A 20,913-nucleotide genomic window follows, 5' to 3' on the forward strand; every position below is an offset into this window, starting at 1 on the left:
CCGTCCTTTTTAGGCAATTAAATCCAATATTATAATTGGAGGACAATTTCTATCTTTATATTTGCCCTTTTTATTTAAATAATCCATTGCTTCTTCTCCGTCCTTTGCTATAGTTAAATCTTTTTTTATTGTAAATCCATCAAAAACTTCTACTATTAAACGTTCATCAGCAGGATTATCCTCAAACAGTAATATTTCAATGTTACCTGTGTTATTGTCCAATATATTCACATGTAACCATAAGTAAGTAATAATAATATTATTTATTTTATTACTATATATTACTTTTCAAACGCTCTTGCTCAAACCCTATTAAACAATTCAATCATTAGATATACTCAGGTGAAAGCAAATGGACGTGATTGATTCAAGGGTTCGAAAATGTGAGGATGTGTCCACAGTCATCGATAAGAAGATGAGAACAAGGACGATTAAATTTGAAAAGTTCATTGTTCCTTTAACTGATAATAACCCATTCGATGAAGGGGAATTTGTTAAAGTACTCCGAAAATCAGATTTCGAAAAGATCGGAGAGTTGATCAAAATGGTTAAAGGCGAAAGAGAGGAGCTAAGAAAAGAAATTAAAGATCTCAAAATTCTTTTAGAATCGCAGAGGAATTATATATCTTCATTTGAAAATTCGCAGAATGGATTAAAAAATAAAGAAAAGAGAAGCATACTGAAGGATTTGATTAAGCTATGAAACGTTTTTAGGTATAATAAAGATATCCTGAAAATAAGCACACTCATTTTTTATTGTTTAAATATCATTTTTTCCAAATCTGAATTCAATATGAAAATATTTTAAAGTTTGTTGTTTAATTATATAATAATTAAAAGCATATTCACACTAATAGGGCTGAATAAAAATGGAATTAACAGAAGAAGAATTTGATCGATTAATGAAATCTCAAGAATTAAAAGATTGGGATAACGCATTAAATAGACTTATAGATCATATAACGGATTTAATAACCAGACAAGTTCCTGATGAGGAAAAGGAAGCCATTGCAGAAGATATAATAACAGATATGCTAAGATGCAGCATTAACCTTTGTGATGGAATAAAAAAACATGAAAAGGATTGATAATATGGCCAATGAAAATATAAGAAAAGAATTTGAAGCTACAAAGGAATATAAGGAATGGTATAATTCATTTTTAGCTATTGTTGGATATATAACAGATGAAGATGTTAATGATGAAGACTTAGCAAGAGAACTTATGGAGGATCATTTAAATACAAGCCTCAAATTATCCAAAGGGCTGGAAAGGGTTCAGCTTAAACAACTAAATATAGAAGAATAACCCTTCAATTCTTTTAAAAGTTTTATTATGGCCACTGGATTTATATTAATGGAATTAGGTTCCATATCATGACAATAATCATGCATTAATAATAGAAAAAAACATACATATTTTCTATGCAATAAATCCACATCATTAATATTCAGGAGGACATTTTAAAGTCTTATACCTATTTTTTTTTATTTGAAACATTAAATGTACTTTTATTAATTTAGTATCATTATCTTCTATGCTTATTCTGAATTTTTGTAAAAATCTTTTGTATATCTATTAACTTTTATTAAATGTGAATGGAGTCACAAAACGTCAAAATAAGGTGAATACTGTCACAAAACACACAATAAGTATTTATACAACATAGTTACTATATACTAACGGCAGAATCAATTAAAGGTATAAAGAAGATGGATTAATTTAATGGATGAAGAACAAAGGGTTTCAACACCATATAGCTACGCCACCCGTCGTAAATTCCTCCTAAGAGCAAAACGGGACAGTTCAGCGGCAATCTAATGGCATTTAAAATTGTTGCTGAACACACTATTTTTTAGACTTTCTTATAAACTAAACTCAGGAAATAGTCAGGATTTAAGAGCCATTAAAGGTCCAAAAACATTATGATAATATATATCAAAATATAGTCGAAATAATAGGATTGCATAGTCTTAAATTACATATATTTTTAATTGGAAATCACTCATTACCATAATTTTTTATTGTTTGCCTAGAAAAGAATTAACATGAAATTATTTTATTTAATATTTGGAATATTAATACTAATTATACTTTTAGTTCTTGGCATAGCTATATATCAAACAACTCCAGATACTAATACAACACTGGCTAATAACAATGTTTCTACTGTTTTAAATAATTCAAATAATCCTAACAGTTCTTCATCAAGCAATTCGGGTATGGATTATGGCAGAGGTTATGATACAGGATACCAATACGGTGCAGATGATGCATATACTAATGATCAATATAATGATGATCCTTCAAGTACAAATGAGTCTGATAAATGGATAAAAGGATATAAAGATGGTTATAATCAAGGATACAATGATATAAAGAATTTTAAATCTTTGCAAAGGCCAAAGCTTTCAGATAATACATATGAAGACCCTAGAACCGGTATAAAAATCAAATAATCTATATAATTTTACTTGAAAAATAGAAAAAACTGTAAATAAGCTTATAGTCCCTTTTTCAAGTATAATTCAGTTTGACAATAATTCCTAAAGGTATCTGTTTAAAAGATGATTAGCAGCAGATCTGGAAATATTTCTAGTTGTAACAATATCTTCTTGAGTGTTAAATGATTGTGAACCAAAATATGAATTATAGATAATCAATGCAGGAATAGTAAATGAGATTATTATAAACATTATTAGTGCAACAATTATGGCGGTAATAAGGATATATTTACCATTTCTTCGGTCTTTCGGATTTTTTTTACCATATAAAATAATACCAATAATGATTGCAGCGATTGTCCCTATAAAGAATAAGGTATGGCCCAATTACCGCAAGAATATAACCTAATTTTATCAAACCATCATGTGGCTCTGGAATTCCAATATTAAAATCATGGCCACAATTAAGGCAAAAATTAGTATCAACTTTATTTTCTTCCCCACATTTAGGACAGTTATTCATCCAATCCATTGGATCCACTTCATCTACAACATGATTATCCAAATTCTGGACATATTTTAAAGATCCGCCACATTCACATTTACCAGAAAAATTATCCGGATTTTCTCCTTTTTGAAGCTCTTAATATCCTCCACATTTATTGCAAACAAGATAAGACATAAAATCACCGTATATTTGTTATTAATACATTAAAAATGTTTATAAGCTTTATAAACAGATTTGGGGGAAGTAAAAGAAATTAAGGTTAATCTAAATTAACAATAGTGGGAATTCAGGCAAAATAGTTAAAATAATTAATTAAATTTTTTCATGGTTTATTTAGAAAAGAATTAATATGCAAATAACCAATATAATATATGTAACAGTGTCATAATTGCAACAATTTAGGTCCCTATAATATTATAAAACTATTATAGCGGTGTTTAAAATGTGTAATAAATATTTGATACAATCAGGGGAAAATGGGAATATTTATGCATATATAAATGTGGAAAAGAATCAGATAACTTTTTCATTAGAAAATGAAAGCTATCCTGGTGATCCTGATCTTAATACTGGAGTATCTATGGATTTAACCAAATTTAAGGAAGTAGCTCAAAGAATACTGAATTTGGGAAATACTGACAAAAAACATTGAAGAGCCATAATAAATCCAAATTTTAACATTAAATAGAAAAAGAAGATTATTATGTCATAGATATGAGTATTATTAATTATTTTTTCGTTTATTTCTATTCCAATACTTTTAAATTCATCAGGGAATGAAAATTCAATAAAATTAAAAAAAATAAAAAGATTACTTGTATTTATAGTGTAAGCAGAGAGTTTTTATTTTTCAAGTAGTATTGCCATGCAGTAAGTTTGGTTTCTACCTCCCTAGTTTTGTCTGATGTTGGTTTGATTGTTCCACCTTGGTTAACACTAGTCCATGTATGTATTCTGACATAGTATTTATAACCCCATTTCCACCATAAGAATTTCTTGTATTTTTTCACGTTCCACATATCCATGGTTTTGTATTTTGTAGTAAACCATAACCATCCGCCTTTATAGAAGGTATTGGTGGTCTGTTGTCGGGTTTGGAATTCTACTCTTACATAAATATGGCCAGATTTAGGGCGTGTAACTTGCCAGGCAAGTCTCCGGTCATCCCAGATTTTTGTTAGTGAATACTAATAAGGAGAAGTATTCAAATCAGCTTAAATTATTTTCTTAAAAGTGTTTTAAATAGAAATAAAAAAAATAAGACTAACCGTATATGTCATTAAAGAACGATTAGTAAAAATAAATGCCTTTATATGGTGTAGTACAGTAATTTATATTTTTCCAGTACCATTCAACTGCACTTAAATTGGTCAATTTATAATTATTTATTGTATTTATATGAATTAAGCTATCATCGCTGTTAATGTAATAGCGATATGTTGTGACATAAAGAAGTATTCTAAGACCGCTCTTTCCTAATTTTTTTGTTTCCATTGTACTTGAAACCCATTTTTTTCCAAGCTTTTTTTTAATGTTCAAATTTACTTGAACCAGATCTTTATTATTAGCCTTATAAGTATTCCAGATTACTTTATTATTTCCATTGTTGGCAATTTTAGAACCTGAATCAATTTTAGTGTATTTTGTTGCAGTTACTGGTTCTAAAAGAGTTAAACCCATAGAAACTACAAATAATAAAACCAATACTCCAAAGAATTTTTTATTCACGTTTTCATCTCCTTATTTTTAGATTCAGTAGGGGGATGAACTGAATATTTTAAGTGAGTAATAACAAATTAATTTCGTTATTTATTATTGTCATTATTGGTATATATTTCTTACTAATAAGTTTATAATTATTATATTCGGCCGATTTATGTTATATGGGAGCATTTAAGTAAAAAAATGATATAATTAAACTCTTTTACCACATTTATCGCAGTTATTAAAACAGTATTTCAATTTATTTAATATATTAAGTAATTAATTACATATGCATATAAATTTTATGAATGAATCTAAACAGTTTAAAAAAAAGTTTAATGTTATTATAACTAATATGATGAGTTATTTTATAACACATCAGGGGAGTAAAATCATTAAACGTAAGTAATATCCATATTAGCGATTTATTTTACAAAAGACTTAAATATATAGATTAAAAACATAGTATGGAGAGAAGGAATTAAAATAAAGCATTTTCCATTTAATCCACAACCCCCTTTAATTCCTTTCTCTCAAATTAAAATTTATTTTTTCTAATCTAAACTTTTTCTAATTTCCTTGTTCTATAAATAATAAATGCTCCAACTGCAAAATTAGCAATTGCAATTATAATCAACTCAGTTCCTTGAACCATACCTTCTGTAAATCCGATATTAACAATTCCAGTCCCAGATAGTAATTGTATTAATGCTAAGATAAATAAGACAACTCCAACTGTATATATGGCCATAAAGCTTTTAGATAAATGAATCAATATTGCAATGAGAATAAAAATTACTCCAAATATGAAAGATGAGAAGAGGAGGTTCAAAACTCCCCATATTGCAACAAGAATGGTAAGTCTCCTGATCAGTTTTTGTTTTTTCTCATCAACCGTTTTTCCAGTTTCAAATTTAACTTTTTCATTCAAAATTTCCATCCCCGCTATGATATAAATTATTATTTTTATTAAGCATAATTTTAACGGTTCAGAAAATTAATTTAAAGGCTTTTCCCTGATTTTAGTTCCAAATTTTTTGCAACCATCATGAGTACCGCATATATGTAGAAAAAAATAAAATTTCGTGAAATGCTTATCATTCACCCTTTTAGAAAACGAACTTAAACCTGTAAACGGGCATTATATCGGTTTTTTATGATTTAGTAGGAGTCTATAAAGAATTTATAGTAATTTATGGTCTGAAATTCTCAATTTGGGTTAAGATATTTTCAAGTGTTTAAATATTCGGATCTAAATACTCTCCAATAATATTTGACTGCATTTAATCTGGTTCTTTTATATGTAAAACCTGGTCGCGAATATTTTTTATCTTTAAGGAGTATGGTGATTTTAATTGATGATTTTGTTACTTTTTGTAATGTGATTACTTGATTTTCTTCAAGAACATACTTTCCATTTCTTTTAAAGTAAAATTTTGCATATGTTTTTAAGAAATTATTATTTAATTTGCCATTTTTGTATTTGTACTGATAAGTTTTCCATTCTATCTTCATCCATCCCAGTTCCTGGTCATTTACTATTTTAGTACCGTGATCTACTTTTACCCATGCTGCTTCAGCAGTACCGACTATCATAAAACCAACGAAAACCATTAAGAGCATGGTTGCTGCTTTTAGTTTTTTATTCACTTTTTTCACATCCAATATGCCTTTTAAACTCATCATGAGATAAGGATTCAAATAAAATAAAAATAAAAGGGTATTCTGGTTTATCTTGTAATTAAGGAATTCCAGTATTTATTGTAGTAGGATAACGGGCTTTTTAAAGAATCTTTATTTATAATTAATTTTCCCCATTCTTTTACTTTTTTTCCAGAAGGATCGTAGTTTGCTACTCTAATATAACAGTATTTACCGTTTTTAGTTATATATGTAGTTACATAAAGAGTATTTCGCCAGTAAAAAAATGGATCATCATCTTTTTCTACTTTTTTATATATTACATAGAATATTGCTACATCATTAAATTTGTTTTTATAAGTTTTGTAAACTATTAATTGGTCATCCCATGGGTCGTCTTCTTTATTTTCATAGAATTTTTGTTTATTACCATTAAATAATGGTTTATATGCGTTTTTGTTTGGTTCAAATGGTTTTGGAACTGTATTTGGCAAAGCTGAAACAGCACCAGCAATTGTAAATCCAACGAAAGCCATAAATAGTAGGGTTATTGCAGTTGCTTTCTTATTCATAATTTTTCACCCCCTTTATGCTTGATTAGAAGAAAAATTCAATTAAATTAAAGAAAGAAAGTTGATGGGTTAAATTCTGATATTTTTATTTTATTTTAAGGTAATCACTTTCTAGAGCTTCTTTGCTCAAATATATTTTGAAGTTTTTAGTGTACCAGTCCATGATGCTCATTTTTTTTGATAATTTAACCGTATCAATTATGCCGAAAATTTTGGGTTGAGTATTTGTATCATATTTTATCCATAACCGTTTCAAAGAAATGCTATTCTTATTTTTCCTTTTTATCGTCAACTCTTTGTATATTAAAGGTCTCCAGTAATAACCACCAGAAGCAGATTTGCTTTGGATATAAAGTTTTGCACTTACAATCACATCTTTATTTTTATAAATTTTAGTGTGATATTCAATCATTTTAGATTCTAAGGGGTCAATTGATGGGAAATAAACGTTTCTATTTACAATTTGTGGATATGAGGTACTTACAGCAGCTGAAACGGCGCCAATATAATTTAAACCAGTAAAAACCATTATTAGTATGGTTATTGATAATATTTTTTTATTGAATTTTTTCACCTCCCAACACGCCTTTTTAAAATTCAGAGTAGATGAGATAATCAATTTTAAAAAAGAAATAAATAGTGAATCATCTATAAATATTCTTTATTTTGATACCATGCTCTGTTTTTCCAGTAAAAGTCATACGCACTAATAGAAGTTTGATAGTCTTTGACTTTTTTGATTGATTTAGGGATTCCATTAACGTAAGTAGTTGTTGTGATGTCTTGTCTAACAAATTTAGTTTTTCTTAGATTATACCAATGTTTTTTATATGCTACATTCACCAATTGTCCATTTTTTTCTTTTAAAGGTTTCCACCAATAACCTTCTTTATAATAGGGATTATTTGTCCTTTCTTTTAATGATAATTTCATGTGTATCCATACTCTACTTTTATCACCAGTTTTATAGAAATTGTTAATTTCAAATTGTTGGTCGTCCCAAGGGGTAGATGGATTATTCGGATATGTAATCGTTATCTTACTTATTGTTTTGAAATAGTTATTATTAGGTGGCGGAGGAAATTCACTAGCTGCTGATATGGCCCCTGCAATTGTAAATCCAACAAAGGCCATGAATAGTAGGGTTAGGGCTGTTATTTTTTTATTCAACTTTTTTCACCTCCAATATGCGTTTAAACTCATCATGTGGATGAGAAGTAATTGGTCGTTTTAGTAATAATTTATAAATATTATTTATTACTTATACCATATATTATTTACTGCTAAAATGACTTTATTTTTAAAAATAAAAACAAATATTGTGTTTAAGTCTTAAATAAAAGATTAAAACTAATATAACAGAAAAATAGTTCTTTAATAAAAATTTTATCTTTTTTATAATATTTTCTATCTTTATCAAAAAAATAAATTGCATGCATTCACTATTAGTTAATTACTCTTGTTAGTAAATACTAATATATCGCTGATATTTAATTTGAGTATATCATTCACATAAAAATAGTTTAAAAGAATCCAAGAAAGGAATGGAGAAATAATTAATGGTAATAACCATGATATATTCAATAATAATAATATTTTAACATGTTTAGAACTTCTTATATTTCCTGATAAATTCTGCCTTAAATAGAACTATACATTAATTTAGTTTATCCAACAATAATAAAATGAATTTAATATTTAAAAATTCAAAAATATTTTTCCTTAATCTATGAGGATAAGTTTTAATTCAAAATTAATGAATTAAAAATGATATCTGCGACATCGGAAACTTTTTTGTAATTTTTTTCATAATCATAGATTATTATGTTGTATAATACGCCTTTTTTATCTTTGAAATAGAAATATACGTACTTTAATTTTTCATTATATGTGGGATCTATCAGTGTATATATGCCTTTGAAAATTTCTATTCCATTTGGATTAATTTCTTTTGTGTGCGATACTACTTCGCCTGAAAAACTACTATTTGTAATTAAACTTTAAATTGCTTGCCGTGCATCTTCTGGATCTGTGTTTAACTCATTTTTTTGAACATAAATGAATGTAACTTCATGATTTAAAGTGATTACATGAATCCAACCTTCAAACATTATTTCATGAGAAGTACCATTTTGAAAACTTCCAGGGTACTTAAACGTTATAGATCCATCAGAAAAACTTTTCTGAGAGCTTGTATTTAGATAGATGAATCCGGATATTCCAATTATAATTAAGGCTACAATTAAAACTAATAGCGGTATTTTCTTCAAAACATTCAACTCTTTTTATTATATATTATTAATATTTTTATTTTAAAGTTTAATATTATGGTTTGATTGTTTTATTACTTTTCATTGAAAAATAAGAACCATAATTTTTAAATTTTTTCATTATTTAAAGTATATATGACTTTAAAATGTTTTTTAGTGTTAAATAACAAACATAATGTCCTTATGGATACTATTTATATGTTATTTACTAATTTAAAGCTTTTTAAACGCTATTAAATGAAAAGATTTTTATATGTCCGTATGATATTTGATTAATAAGTGATTAAATGGAGAATCCATTATGAAGCGCTTATTAACATTGTTTATAGTTATTCCATTGGTTGCATTACTTTTTTCTAATTTTACTGTTGCGGTAAATTTAAATCAAACATATACTTTTGATGAAGACTTCGATAATGGAACAATGACTGGATTAGAACATGAAACCACTCATAATCAATTGCAGATCTCTAATCCTCCTGCAACAATTCCATTTATCTGGGTTCCTAATAGTAATGAAGGGACAGTATCTAAAGTTGATACAAAAACTGGTAAAGAGTTAGGGCGGTATCGTGTTAGTCCATTTTCATATAGTTCTCCTTCCAGGACAACTGTTGACCTGCAAGGTAATTGCTGGGTTGCAAATAGACAAACAGGGACCGTGGTTAAAATTGGACTCTATGAAAATGGAGGATATATAGATAGGAACCTAAATGGAATTATAGAAACATCCATGGACTTAAACGACGATGGAATAATTGATGGGGATGAATTACTTCCATGGGGTTTGGATGAATGTGTCCTTTATGATATTATTTTGATTCCAGGCAAAGAAGGTACTTATATTCCAGGACAATACACAGAAGGTTATGCTAATGATTCTTCCAATCCAGGGCCAAGGGGAGTAGCAGTTGATGCTCAAAACAATATATGGGTCGGAACTTATGCAACAATGAAATTTTATTACATAAATGGTTCAAATGGACAAATTATTAAAGTTATAGATGTTTCATCAGTAAACCATAAATCTTATGGGGCTATAATCGATGAAAATGGAGTTATATGGTCTTCAGGGCATGATGGTAATAATGTTCTAAGATTAAATCCTGAAGATAATTCATTCTTTAAAATAAACATCCCACATTTTGTTTACGGGCTTGGAATAGATCGGCAAAACCATCTTTTTGTTTCAGGATGGACAGATTCTAAACTTACTCGAATAAACACATTAACCGGTGCAATAGAATGGACAATAAGCTGTCCAATACAATCTAGAGGAATTACAGTTACAGATGACGGGGATGTATGGGTTGCAAACTCACAGGCAGGCACTGTAAGCCGATATTCAAATGACGGGATCTTAAAAGCCACGATTAATGTTGGAAACAACCCAACGGGTTTATCGATGGATGCTGATGGCAAAGTATGGGTTGTTAATTATGGGGATGAATATATTCACAGAATTAATCCAGCTACAAATTCAATAGAACTATCAAAAAGAATTCCTGGCGGTCTTCATTATGGTTACAGTGATATGACTGGTGCTGTATCACGTACAATTACCACTAAACTTGGAACATGGACTGTAATTCACGATTCAGAAGTTAATAATGTGCCTTGGGGTACAGTTTCATGGAATAGTTTTGTACCGACAGGTACAGATTTAAATGTTAAGGTTCGAAGCTCCAATGATAAAATAAACTGGTCAATATGGGAAGAAGTGCAGAATGGAATTGAACTGAAATCAACAGCACCTGGAAGATATTTACAAATCTGGACTACTTTTCAAATTCTATCTGGCAAAAATTCACCAATTCTTTATGATTTAAAAGTAAAGGCAAATGTAGCAGATCTTTCAATCACAGCAACTACCAGCAACACCTTTCCAAGCATTGGAGATAGTATTAAAATAACTTTAACGGTAAAAAATAATGGACCATATGATGCTAATGGAGTTAAAACAACTTTTCAGATGCCTTCTGGACTAAAATATTTAAGTTCTTCTTCTAATTCATATAATTTATTAACTGGACAGTGGAATATAGGAAAACTCACAAGTGGCTCAACCATATCTTTAGAAATCACTGGTAAATTAGAAAATGCAGGGCTAATCAATAACATTGCAACAGTTTCAGGAAATCAAATTGACCAAAATATGACAAATAATAATGCAAATGTATTTTTAAATGTGTATCCCCGTCTTTGGATACCAGGAAATTCTAATAATCATGGAAATGAAAACCCTAATTCTGGTTATGATGTGAATTATCATGGTATTTCAGGTCAAACTAACCATGGTTCAAGTTATAGCCCTATATTTGATTTTTACATAAAAAGTCTTTCAGGAACCCTTAATCAATATTCTGGCGATAATATATTGTATGAAATTGATCAATTTATTTTAGATTCGATTGCTTTGAGTTTAGAGCCAAATTCTTTTTTAAAGGGTAATTCAGGATTTAATCCTTTCGGTAAAACTCCTTCACAAATACTTAATCATTATTTTGGTAAATATATGCCCTCTGAGCTTAAGGATAATTCTTTCTTTCTTGATATGATTGGTTGGGTGTATGGTTCAAATTCTTTACTTCAACACCTGACACGCTTTAATCCGTTTTCATTCAACAATTATGCTGGCAATAAAGCTTCAGAGGCAGCTCTAAAAGCATGGAAGACTGGTGACATATGGGACTTTTTTGATTATCCATTTTATCATTTTTACGGCTACGAAAATTTAAATAATATGTGGGGTGGAGAAAACATAAAGTGGTTTTTAGACAATTTCTTTGGAATAGATAATAATGGTAACATGTCTGTAGGATATTTCCTGCTTAATTTAGCTACTATTATTCCTATTGGAAGAGTAGCTTCAATTGGTGGTAAACTACTGGTTAGATTTTTACCAAAAGCTGCATATTTAATGAAAAGCCCGGCTGTGCAGTTTTTACTAAAAAATAGTGCTGTACAAACAATACTCAAGGGTGCCAAAAATTATTTGGTAGATCCTTTAGCAAAGTTGGGACAATCTGTTCTTCTAAAGCTACCAAAATATTTGCGTAACATAAAATTAAAAGATATAACAGAAGTAATTAAGAAAATCAGTGATATTATTAATCTGACACCTAAAACATGGATTGAAACAATTGTTAAGGGACTTTCTAAGTCTTCATGGATTTCTCGCAATGGTTCAAAACTTGTAACTACAGTTTTTGATAAATTAAAGCTGTGGAGAAAAGTATTACCTGAAGAAATTCCAACTATAATTGCTGATGGCATTAAACTAATCTGGCAAGGTGCAAAAGGAGGATTTAGTTCTCTTTTAAATATTTTTTCGGATATGACTCCTCTTGCAGTTAAAGAATGGGTGCATACTACTCCCTGGAGAATGAGAATATTCAGGGGACTTAAGAAATTAACCAGTACACATCTCTATAAAGATGTTCATGGGGTTGTTAGCCCTCTTATTAAGAAGAATGCAGCACTTCACAGCGTTTATAAGGCAGCCAAAAAAGTAAATGAAGAAATTAAGAAAATTCCAGAAACAGCTAAGATAGTGGTTAAGACTGCAGCTAATGTAATTAAAACTGTAGCAAAGACTGCTAAAACAGTAGCTAAGAAGGTAATCAGTAAAGTAACTAAAACTGTTAAAAAAGTTGCCAGTAAAGTATCTAAGGTCGTTAAAAAGGTTACGAAGGTTATTAAAAATGTATCAACAAAAATTGTAACTAAAGCTAAAAAAATAGTTAAAAAGGTTTCTAAAACTGTTAATAAAGCAATAAATACGGTTAAAAATACCATATCCTCTGGAGTAAACTGGATGAAAAGTAAAATAGGATGGTAGAATAAAAATATAAAAATATTAACTTATAGTAATGGTTAAATGAAATAAGGAGAAACAGCAATGGGATTAATTATATGGGACATCGAAGAAGAAAAGGAGAAAAACAGAAAAAGTGCAGAAAAAATATTAAAAAATTTTCCAAATGTTAAGGGCTTAAAAGAAGTTTTAGACGATGTCCAGTCTTTAATGGATTCAAACATTTATGAAAAGGTTTATGAAGCAAGTAATTTAGAGGAAGAGATTGGAGACTTTTCTCCACCATCTATAGAATATTTGTTGAATCATTACAGGCAGGATAGATACTCCTCTAAGGTTTTGAAGAATCCTTCACTTAACCTTTTCACTGATAATATTATTTTTTCGCATTACCTTGCAACCACCGGTACAATAGGTTTTGTTAATTATGTTTATAAAAAACGTAAATTATCTTTAAACGATTTAGACAAACAACATGCAGTACTCGAACGACTAATGTCCTTATTAGATGATTTTGATAAACCCCAGAACTTCCAACCTCCAACTGAGGAATTCTATGAAAAGCTTAAAAACATAGGATGGGATAAAAAAGGAAAAAAGCTCCATAAAAAAATGTATGATATATTATACCACCTTAATGATGTTAGATTTGGCGGATCAGGTACTTTTAGCAACGGTGAAAACTTTACACTGACATTTTTGGCAGCATGTAATGCCGTAAATCAAAATAGGGACAACATATCACCAGAAGATGTTGTAATGGCATATAAAACATTTTCAAAGCTTATAAATACGGATATAACTAAATTAGTGTGATTTTTATGAACTGGAGGAAATTCATTGCTGTAATTATGGGAATTTTAACCTTTGTTGGAGTTATTGTTTTAATTGGGATTGTTGTTCGCAGTTATTGGCCAGATTATTCACCAAGCGAACATCCAGTTGAAAGATTATTTATTTTATTTGCCTCTTTTTTTGTAGCTTCAACCGTATATAATCTAATAAATGGTGAAGAACAAGAAATTAAAGAGAAAAAGAAGGTTAGTGGTGAAAAAATATCTCAAAAACTTAAAGAGGTAAGAGAATAAAAAGAATTTAAATCATTTAAAGAGTAATTAAGGCCATGTCAAGATCTTCGGCACTTTAACACCCTTAAACTTCTCAGCCACATCATCTGGCCAGTTTTCAGTGTCAAATCCTTTCTGTGCAAGGAATCCGAACACCCATCGGGTTAGACCAATACCAGTACATCCTGTCCAAATTCTATGGTTGTGGGTTTCTTTTACTGAAAAACCTTCAACAAAGTGAGTTCCATGTATATTGGCTGAAACTACGGCAACACCTTTCTCTTGACCGGGCACGTTAAGCCGCATTTCTTTTTTAGGGATGTCAGGGAATTCTATGCCACGTTTTTCAACTTTTCTACCTTCAAGATAGAATGGATCGTCACCTACTTCGGTGTACCAGTCCAGTTCCATTTCATTGGCAATATCGTGGGAAATATCAACAGTTTCATCCCGTAGCTTCTCAGTTTGTTCTGGTGTTCCGAGCCATACAAGTTCTATTCGCTGGAATTCGTGCACGCGGTCAAGTCCTTTTGCTCCTCCAGCTTCCCAGCGGTATGTCCACCCGCTTCTATCAAAGAATTTGATTGGTAGATCTTTTTCATCAACTACTTGGTGGCTTAGAAACTCGTAGAATGGTTCGCATTGTGCTGGCGCCAGAACATAGGAAGGGTCCTTTAAACCTTCTTTTAGAAGTTCGATGGGGACTTCGCGTTTGATTGTGAGTTCGTCACGGAATTTATCAAATAGTAATGGGTCTCTACGTGGTGCTGAGCAGTAGTACATCCCTTCTGGGAGTCCTTCCATGTATTTCATCCTTTCCATCACTGGGATTGGAATTAGTTTTGGGAAAAGGCATTCGTCAAAGTCGAGCTTTTGGATGAGCTTTTCCACAAAAATTTCCTCTAATGCGCGCTGCAGTGCAACTAAAGGGGGTGCGTAGAACCACTGTCCTCTTCCAGAGAATTTTTTAACCCATCCAAGCTTAGCAGCTTCTTCTGTAGGGTCTCCTTCAAAGAAATACTTCTGCATGCAGCTTTTTTCCAAAATTGTCCCCGGTTCTACCTTTGTAACCTGCTTGGTGAGTATATCTGAAGGCCCGCACTCTGCTTCGGGAATATGGGTAGCAACTTCGCTTGTTACATGTTTAATGACTCTGTCGATAACGTGTTTTCTTAAATCTCCTTCTTCTAACCCTTTAAATTCAAGGATTATTCTATCATCTTTGATCTCAAAATTTTCCACATAGGGCACGTCTTTTAGTTCTACCCTTTCATCTGTAGGTACTTCGATTTTATAATCGGTTACAAGTATTTTTCGTACACCTAAACGGTATTTTTTACCTAAAAGCTGTGTCAATGGTTTTTTTATCCTTAATATTGCGTCATGGGCACGTCCCCGTCTTCCTGACACTATTTCAACTTTTAGAGTATCTCCTTTTAAATTCCAGTCTGTGATTTTGGAAGCATCCTGTTCTTGGTCTTCTGGAACTCCTTTCAGAAATATTTCCTCGTTTGCTTCATCTATAAACTTTTTAATATCTTCTTCTGCATCACTTGCATCTTTACTAAACGTAATTTCTCCTTTAAGTGTGAATTTCATTTCTTCACCTTCTAATTTATGTAATAAAATTTATTCTTTATTATTTGTAAAATCTATAATTTTTTCAGCCATCATCTCACAAAATAGAATATCATCTACTGTTGCAAGAGTTGTTCGAAGCGATCTCGACTCTAATTTACATATTAAGTTATTATCTTCAATATGGGATCTGATAGAATCAGTATTATCTGGTTTAATTGATGCCAATGCAACTTCTGCTTCTTTTTTGGTCTTATATTCAAAGATAATTGTGGATTCGACTTCCATAATATTTAGTCCTAATTTTAACTTAAAATATTTTCTGCAATTTTTTCTATTGATTTAAATGCAGCAGAATCTGGATAATCAACAAGAGGTTTTCCTTCCATATCAGCTAATATGACCTTTTCATCCCGTGGAATGATTCCTATAACTTCAAGGCCCATTTCCTTCAGTTTGGATGTGACAAAATTTTCTTCAGTTTTATTGGATGCTTTGTTTATTACACATGCAATTTTAGGGATGCCAATATCTGCAGCAAGCCTTTTTATGCGTTCTGCAGTTTCAAGGGATTTGAGCCCGGGTTCTACAACTATGATCATAAGATCAACAGCTTCTGCAGTTTTTCTTCCCAGATGCTCCACTCCGGCTTCCATGTCCAGAATAACGATTTCGTCTTTTTTAAGGATTAAGTTCCGCATAAGTGCTTTAAGAAGGACAGAGGCAGGACAGACGCATCCTTCACCCCCTTTATCAACAGTACCCATTACAAGAAGCTTTAAATTCCCTTCTTCATCGTAACTTATGGCTAATGATTCTGGAAGATCGCTGATTTTTGGATTCATTTTAAAAACTTCTCCAAATGATGATCCCGGCTCTGCACCGGTTCTTTCTTTTATCAGGTCTTTCATATTTGAAATAGGGGTGATTGGCTCATTTATACCAAGACTTGATGCGAGGTTCATATCGGGATCTGCATCAATAGCGAATACTTTATAACGTTGTGACAATATACATGCTAATGTTCCAGAAAGGGTTGTTTTACCGACCCCTCCTTTTCCAGTTATGGCAATTTTCATAACTTCCACCTATTGTATAATCATATTACAAATGAAATAGTTACTATTTCTCATGATTTTGTATTAATGTTTGTATATATAGAAAGGAAGGTTTATTAACTTATAGACTCAAAAATTTATACAGGAGGATTATTAATGACTAGAGCATACACAAGAAAAGAATACATAAGAAAAATTCCTGGTTCCAGGATAGTTCAGTATGATATGGGGAACCTTTCAGGAGATTTCCCTTTAACAGTAAGTCTTGCCTTAAAAAAGCCAGCACAGTTATCACATAACTCACTGGAGGCGGCAAGGATTGCTACAAACAGATATATGCAACGAAGGGCAGGTAGGATGGGTTACCATCTTAAAATAAGGGTTTATCCTCATCATATTGTAAGAGAAAATCCAATGGCAACGGGTGCGGGTGCTGACAGGGTACAGGACGGAATGAGAAAAGCATTCGGAAAACCTGTAAGTTCTGTTGCAATTGTAAAGGCAGATCAAAGGGTTTTAACAATAAGGACCAATAAAAGAAACTTTAATGATGCAAAAACAGCTTTAAAGAGAGCATCTATGAAATTTCCAGTCCCATGCAGGATCGTTGTAGACAAAGGTGAAGAACTAATAAAATAAAAGAGTGTTTAGCATGAAGTATGTCAAATTTTTTGAAGAGCTTAGAAAGGAAGATGTGGCAATTGCTGGCGGAAAAGGCGCGAATTTAGGGGAGTTAACCCATGCAGGAATTCCTGTACCTCCAGGATTTGTTGTTACGGCAGCAACTTATGATAAATTTATAAAGGAAACCGGTATCTTTGATGAAATAATGGACATTCTTGATGCTATAGATGTCAATAATACAAGAGAACTTCAGGAAGCCTCATCAAAGATAAAAAAAATTATTTTAGATTCTTATATGCCTGATGATATAAGAACAACTATTATAGAGGCTTATAACGCATTGTGTCATAGAATTGGTAAGGAAGATGCATTTGTTGCCATAAGATCATCTGCAACAGCAGAAGACCTTCCTGAAGCATCATTTGCAGGTCAACAAGACACTTTTTTAAATATTAAAGGTACAGAAGATGTTTTAAAGTATGTACAAAAATGCTGGGCGTCTCTTTTTGAATCAAGAGCTATATTTTATAGGGAAGAGCATAATTTTGATCATTCCAAAGTTTATATTGCCGTAGTGGTTCAGGAGATGGTAGAAGCCGAAAAAGCAGGTGTAATGTTTACTGTACATCCTTCAACAGGTGAGGAAAAAATACTCATTGAAGGAGCATGGGGACTTGGAGAAGCAGTTGTTTCAGGCTCAGTAACACCAGATACTTATTGGGTGGACAAAAAGACCGAAAAAGTCCTTGAATCTGTAATAAGTGAAAAAAATATAATGTTTATAAAGGAATCAGAAGCTGGAAAAACAATAAAAGTCGATGTTCCAGAAGACCTTAGAAATAAACAGGTTTTAAACGATGAAGAAATTTTAGCTCTTACCAAAATGGGTAAAAGAATTCACGATCATTACGGCTCTCCACAGGACACTGAATGGGCAATAGAAGATGAGAAAGTCTACATGCTCCAATCAAGACCTGTAACAACACTTGATATGGGTAATGAAGCTGAAATTGAGGGTATAGAAGAAGAAAGAACCATAGTAACTAAAGGACTTGGAGCAAGCCCTGGAATGGCTTCAGGTGCTGTTAAGATTATAAAAAGCACAGATGAACTGGACAAAATAGAAGAAGGGGATATTCTGGTTACAGTTATGACCACTCCCGATATGGTTCCTGCTATGAAAAGGGCAGATGGAATAATCACTGATGAAGGTGGAGTAACATGTCATGCAGCAATTGTCTCAAGAGAGCTCGGAATACCATGTGTAGTTGGAACAGGCGATGCAACAAGGATTCTTGAGGAAAATGAAATTGTAACCCTTGATGGTAACAAAGGAACAGTTTACAAGGGAAAAATTGCAGAAACAGAGAAAAAAGCAACAGTTGAAGAACAACCAACTATGATGGCTCAGGCACCAATTTTAACTGTTACAGAAGTTAAGGTTAATGTAAGTATGCCTGAAGCGGCTAAAAAAGCAGCTGCAACTGGTGCTGATGGTGTGGGGCTTCTCAGAACTGAACATATGATGTTAACATCAGGAGTGCACCCTAAAAAGTTCATAATGGATGGAAAAGAGGACGAACTCATAAAAATCCTTGTTGAAAACATCCTTAAGGTTGTAGATGAATTCTATCCAAAACCAGTATGGTACAGGACTCTTGACGCTCCAACAGATGAATTTAAGTCACTTGAAGGTGGAGAAGGCGAACCATACGAACATAACCCAATGCTTGGATGGAGGGGAATCAGAAGAGAATTAGATGAACCTGAAATATTAAAAGCTGAATTTAAAGCGATTAAGAAACTCCATGAGCAGGGTTACACAAACATTGGAATAATGATTCCACTGGTTCAGCATCCTGACGAACTAAGAAGAGCCAAACAAATAGCTGAAGAAGTCGGCTTAAAGCCTCAAAAGACAATTGAGTTTGGTATAATGGTGGAAACGCCAGGAGCAGCTCTTATAATTGAAGATTTTATAGCTGAAGGAATTGACTTTGTGAGCTTTGGAACTAACGATTTAACTCAATATACACTTGCAATTGATAGAAATAATGAAAATGTAGCAGGTCTTTACACTGAAGGACATCCAGCAGTGCTTAAACTTATAGATCGAGTTATAAGAATCTGTAATGAACACGGAGTCAAAACCAGTATCTGTGGACAGGCCGGAAGCATGCCTAAAATAGTTGAAAAACTTGTCGAGGCAGGAATTGAAAGTGTATCTGCAAACACTGATGCAGTTGCCACAGTAAGAGAAGTTGTGGCCAGAGTTGAGAAGAAACTTGTCTTAAAAGCTGCACGTAAACGTTTACAGGAATAAATACTCTATTTTTTTATTTTTTTTATATATTCTGTTTTTAATTTAACGTTAATTAGTTTTTAGGGAATCAAAATGGATAGAAAAGGAATCACAAAACAGGAAATATCTGAAAGACTTAAAGAATTTAAAAGAGAGGACATGACCTATAAATCTGGCAGAATATTAGGTTCAATGTGCACATGTCCCCATGAAGTTGGTGTAGAAGCTTATTATATGTTTTTAGAGTCCAATTTAGGTGATTCTGGCCTTTTTGAAGGTACCAAGCAGATGGAAAAAGAGGTAATAAGGATGCTTGGGACTCTTCTCGGTAAAGAAGATGTCTGTGGACATATAATAACTGGAGGTACAGAAGCAAACATAATGGCTATGCGGGCAGCAAGAAATTCAAGTAATGTGGAAGACCCTGAGATAATAATCCCTAGATCTGCCCATTTTTCCTTTAAAAAAGCGGCAGATATGTTACGTTTGAAGATCAGGGAAGCTGAACTTGATGAAAATTACTGTGTGGATATAGAATCTGTTAAAGGGCTTATATCTGATAAAACTGTTGCTATTGTGGGTATTGCTGGAACTACTGAACTTGGCGTAATTGATCCAATAGAAGAGCTTTCAAAGCTTTGTATAGAAAAGAATATTTATTTGCATGTGGATGCAGCATTTGGTGGATTTTCAATCCCATTTTTAAAAGAAAATGGTTATAATCTCTCTGAATTTGATTTTTCACTTGAAGGTGTGTCTTCAATTACTATTGATCCCCATAAGATGGGTCTTGCACCAATTCCAACAGGATGCATTTTATTTAGAGACAGAAGTTATCTTAAAAGTATAAGCACAGAAACTCCTTATTTAACAGAAAAAGAACAGTCAACAATTGTAGGTACAAGAACAGGGGCATCATCAGCAGCTGCATGGGCTCTTCTTAAATATTTTGGAAGAGATGGTTATACAGAAATTGCCCAAAAATGCATGGAAGTAACTGAATTTTTAGCGGAAGGTATTAAAAAATCAGGATTTAAATTGATCAGGGAACCTGAATTAAATATTGTGGCATTTAAATCAGATAAAATACTAATTGATGATATTGTGAGGGAAATTGAAGATAAAGGATGGGCTGTATCAGTTTCATCTTATCCTGAAGCTATAAGAATTGTGGTAATGCCCCACATAAAGATTGAACATGCAAGAGAATTCTTGGATGCCCTTAATGAAATTCATTCAAAGCTCACATCAGATGGGTTGCCTCAAGATAGTGAAAAAAAGGCTTATTTAAAATTAGTTGACAAAACAATACAGGACGAATGATTTAT

At 31.7% G+C, this 20,913-nt stretch carries 22 protein-coding genes and 1 pseudogene; 11 read left to right on the top strand and 12 right to left on the bottom strand.

All coding sequences use genetic code 11. The features are described from left to right. Window positions 1–9 precede the first annotated feature (9 nt). Window positions 10–222, bottom strand: coding sequence for a hypothetical protein (locus QMD61_00100; protein ID MDI6723025.1), 213 nt, complete (start codon window positions 220–222; stop codon window positions 10–12). Window positions 223–352: 130 nt separating this feature from the next. On the opposite strand from QMD61_00100, the gene QMD61_00105 reads away from it, so the two are divergent. The 4 genes from QMD61_00105 to QMD61_00120 all read left to right on the top strand — a co-directional run bounded on the left by QMD61_00105 (window position 353) and on the right by QMD61_00120 (window position 2,459). Further along, window positions 353–703, top strand: coding sequence for a hypothetical protein (locus tag QMD61_00105; protein ID MDI6723026.1), 351 nt, complete (start codon window positions 353–355; stop codon window positions 701–703). 166 nt (window positions 704–869) lie between these two features. Further along, complete coding sequence (locus tag QMD61_00110) at window positions 870–1,088, top strand: hypothetical protein (protein ID MDI6723027.1); 219 nt, start codon at window positions 870–872, stop codon at window positions 1,086–1,088. Beyond that, complete coding sequence (locus QMD61_00115) at window positions 1,075–1,308, top strand: hypothetical protein (protein MDI6723028.1); 234 nt, start codon at window positions 1,075–1,077, stop codon at window positions 1,306–1,308. The genes QMD61_00110 and QMD61_00115 overlap by 14 nt, the downstream gene beginning before the upstream one ends. Before the next feature lie 740 nt (window positions 1,309–2,048). Further along, window positions 2,049–2,459 carry a hypothetical protein gene (locus tag QMD61_00120; protein MDI6723029.1) on the top strand — a complete coding sequence of 137 codons (411 nt, stop codon included), beginning with the start codon at window positions 2,049–2,051 and terminating at the stop codon, window positions 2,457–2,459. 304 nt (window positions 2,460–2,763) lie between these two features. Here QMD61_00120 and QMD61_00125 read toward each other — a convergent pair. Then, window positions 2,764–3,030: pseudogene (locus QMD61_00125) on the bottom strand (zinc ribbon domain-containing protein). Between the two features lie 364 nt (window positions 3,031–3,394). On the opposite strand from QMD61_00125, the gene QMD61_00130 reads away from it, so the two are divergent. Then, the gene (locus QMD61_00130; protein ID MDI6723030.1) at window positions 3,395–3,604 is read left to right on the top strand and encodes a hypothetical protein; all 210 of its coding nucleotides are present in this window, start codon (window positions 3,395–3,397) and stop codon (window positions 3,602–3,604) included. Between the two features lie 638 nt (window positions 3,605–4,242). Here QMD61_00130 and QMD61_00135 read toward each other — a convergent pair. The 7 genes from QMD61_00135 to QMD61_00165 form a co-directional block, all read right to left on the bottom strand. Beyond that, complete coding sequence (locus tag QMD61_00135) at window positions 4,243–4,680, bottom strand: hypothetical protein (protein MDI6723031.1); 438 nt, start codon at window positions 4,678–4,680, stop codon at window positions 4,243–4,245. Window positions 4,681–5,215: 535 nt separating this feature from the next. Next, window positions 5,216–5,587, bottom strand: coding sequence for a hypothetical protein (locus QMD61_00140; protein ID MDI6723032.1), 372 nt, complete (start codon window positions 5,585–5,587; stop codon window positions 5,216–5,218). A 299-nt stretch (window positions 5,588–5,886) separates the two neighbouring features. Next, window positions 5,887–6,306: a hypothetical protein gene (locus tag QMD61_00145; protein ID MDI6723033.1), complete on the bottom strand. Its 420-nt coding sequence runs from the start codon at window positions 6,304–6,306 to the stop codon at window positions 5,887–5,889. Between the two features lie 80 nt (window positions 6,307–6,386). Continuing rightward, on the bottom strand, window positions 6,387–6,869 hold the full coding sequence (locus tag QMD61_00150) for a hypothetical protein (GenBank protein MDI6723034.1): 483 nt from the start codon (window positions 6,867–6,869) through the stop codon (window positions 6,387–6,389). 85 nt (window positions 6,870–6,954) lie between these two features. Next, window positions 6,955–7,443 (bottom strand): hypothetical protein, encoded by a 489-nt coding sequence (locus QMD61_00155; protein ID MDI6723035.1) that lies wholly within the window; start codon window positions 7,441–7,443, stop codon window positions 6,955–6,957. A gap of 74 nt (window positions 7,444–7,517) precedes the next feature. After that, entirely contained in the window at window positions 7,518–8,039 is a 522-nt protein-coding gene (locus QMD61_00160) for a hypothetical protein (GenBank protein ID MDI6723036.1), read from the bottom strand. Between the two features lie 830 nt (window positions 8,040–8,869). After that, window positions 8,870–9,139, bottom strand: a complete 270-nt coding sequence (locus QMD61_00165) for a hypothetical protein (protein MDI6723037.1) — start codon at window positions 9,137–9,139, stop codon at window positions 8,870–8,872. A gap of 301 nt (window positions 9,140–9,440) precedes the next feature. On the opposite strand from QMD61_00165, the gene QMD61_00170 reads away from it, so the two are divergent. Genes QMD61_00170 through QMD61_00180 form a run of 3 tightly spaced genes read left to right on the top strand, consistent with a single transcriptional unit; the run spans window position 9,441 to window position 14,044 of the window. After that, window positions 9,441–12,980 (top strand): hypothetical protein, encoded by a 3,540-nt coding sequence (locus QMD61_00170; GenBank protein MDI6723038.1) that lies wholly within the window; start codon window positions 9,441–9,443, stop codon window positions 12,978–12,980. A 60-nt stretch (window positions 12,981–13,040) separates the two neighbouring features. Continuing rightward, a complete protein-coding gene (locus tag QMD61_00175; protein ID MDI6723039.1) occupies window positions 13,041–13,772 on the top strand; it encodes a hypothetical protein in 732 nt (243 codons plus the stop codon). 5 nt (window positions 13,773–13,777) lie between these two features. After that, window positions 13,778–14,044: a hypothetical protein gene (locus tag QMD61_00180; GenBank protein ID MDI6723040.1), complete on the top strand. Its 267-nt coding sequence runs from the start codon at window positions 13,778–13,780 to the stop codon at window positions 14,042–14,044. Window positions 14,045–14,071: 27 nt separating this feature from the next. Here QMD61_00180 and serS read toward each other — a convergent pair whose 3' ends face one another. Genes serS through QMD61_00195 form a run of 3 tightly spaced genes read right to left on the bottom strand, consistent with a single transcriptional unit; the run spans window position 14,072 to window position 16,680 of the window. Then, complete coding sequence (gene serS, locus QMD61_00185; GenBank protein MDI6723041.1) at window positions 14,072–15,622, bottom strand: serine--tRNA ligase; 1,551 nt, start codon at window positions 15,620–15,622, stop codon at window positions 14,072–14,074. A 30-nt stretch (window positions 15,623–15,652) separates the two neighbouring features. Next, entirely contained in the window at window positions 15,653–15,889 is a 237-nt protein-coding gene (locus QMD61_00190) for a KEOPS complex subunit Pcc1 (protein MDI6723042.1), read from the bottom strand. Between the two features lie 17 nt (window positions 15,890–15,906). Further along, window positions 15,907–16,680, bottom strand: coding sequence for an AAA family ATPase (locus tag QMD61_00195; GenBank protein MDI6723043.1), 774 nt, complete (start codon window positions 16,678–16,680; stop codon window positions 15,907–15,909). 135 nt (window positions 16,681–16,815) lie between these two features. Between QMD61_00195 and rplJ the strand changes: the two genes are divergently transcribed. The 3 genes from rplJ (at window position 16,816) to mfnA (ending at window position 20,908) form a co-directional block, all read left to right on the top strand. Beyond that, window positions 16,816–17,298 (top strand): 50S ribosomal protein L16, encoded by a 483-nt coding sequence (gene rplJ, locus QMD61_00200; GenBank protein MDI6723044.1) that lies wholly within the window; start codon window positions 16,816–16,818, stop codon window positions 17,296–17,298. Between the two features lie 13 nt (window positions 17,299–17,311). Further along, complete coding sequence (gene ppsA / locus QMD61_00205) at window positions 17,312–19,606, top strand: phosphoenolpyruvate synthase (protein ID MDI6723045.1); 2,295 nt, start codon at window positions 17,312–17,314, stop codon at window positions 19,604–19,606. A 72-nt stretch (window positions 19,607–19,678) separates the two neighbouring features. Beyond that, the gene (gene mfnA / locus QMD61_00210) at window positions 19,679–20,908 is read left to right on the top strand and encodes a tyrosine decarboxylase MfnA (GenBank protein ID MDI6723046.1); all 1,230 of its coding nucleotides are present in this window, start codon (window positions 19,679–19,681) and stop codon (window positions 20,906–20,908) included. The last annotated feature ends 5 nt before the right edge of the window (window positions 20,909–20,913 follow it).

This window comes from Methanobacterium sp., assembly GCA_030017655.1.
Classification (GTDB): domain Archaea; phylum Methanobacteriota; class Methanobacteria; order Methanobacteriales; family Methanobacteriaceae; genus Methanobacterium_D.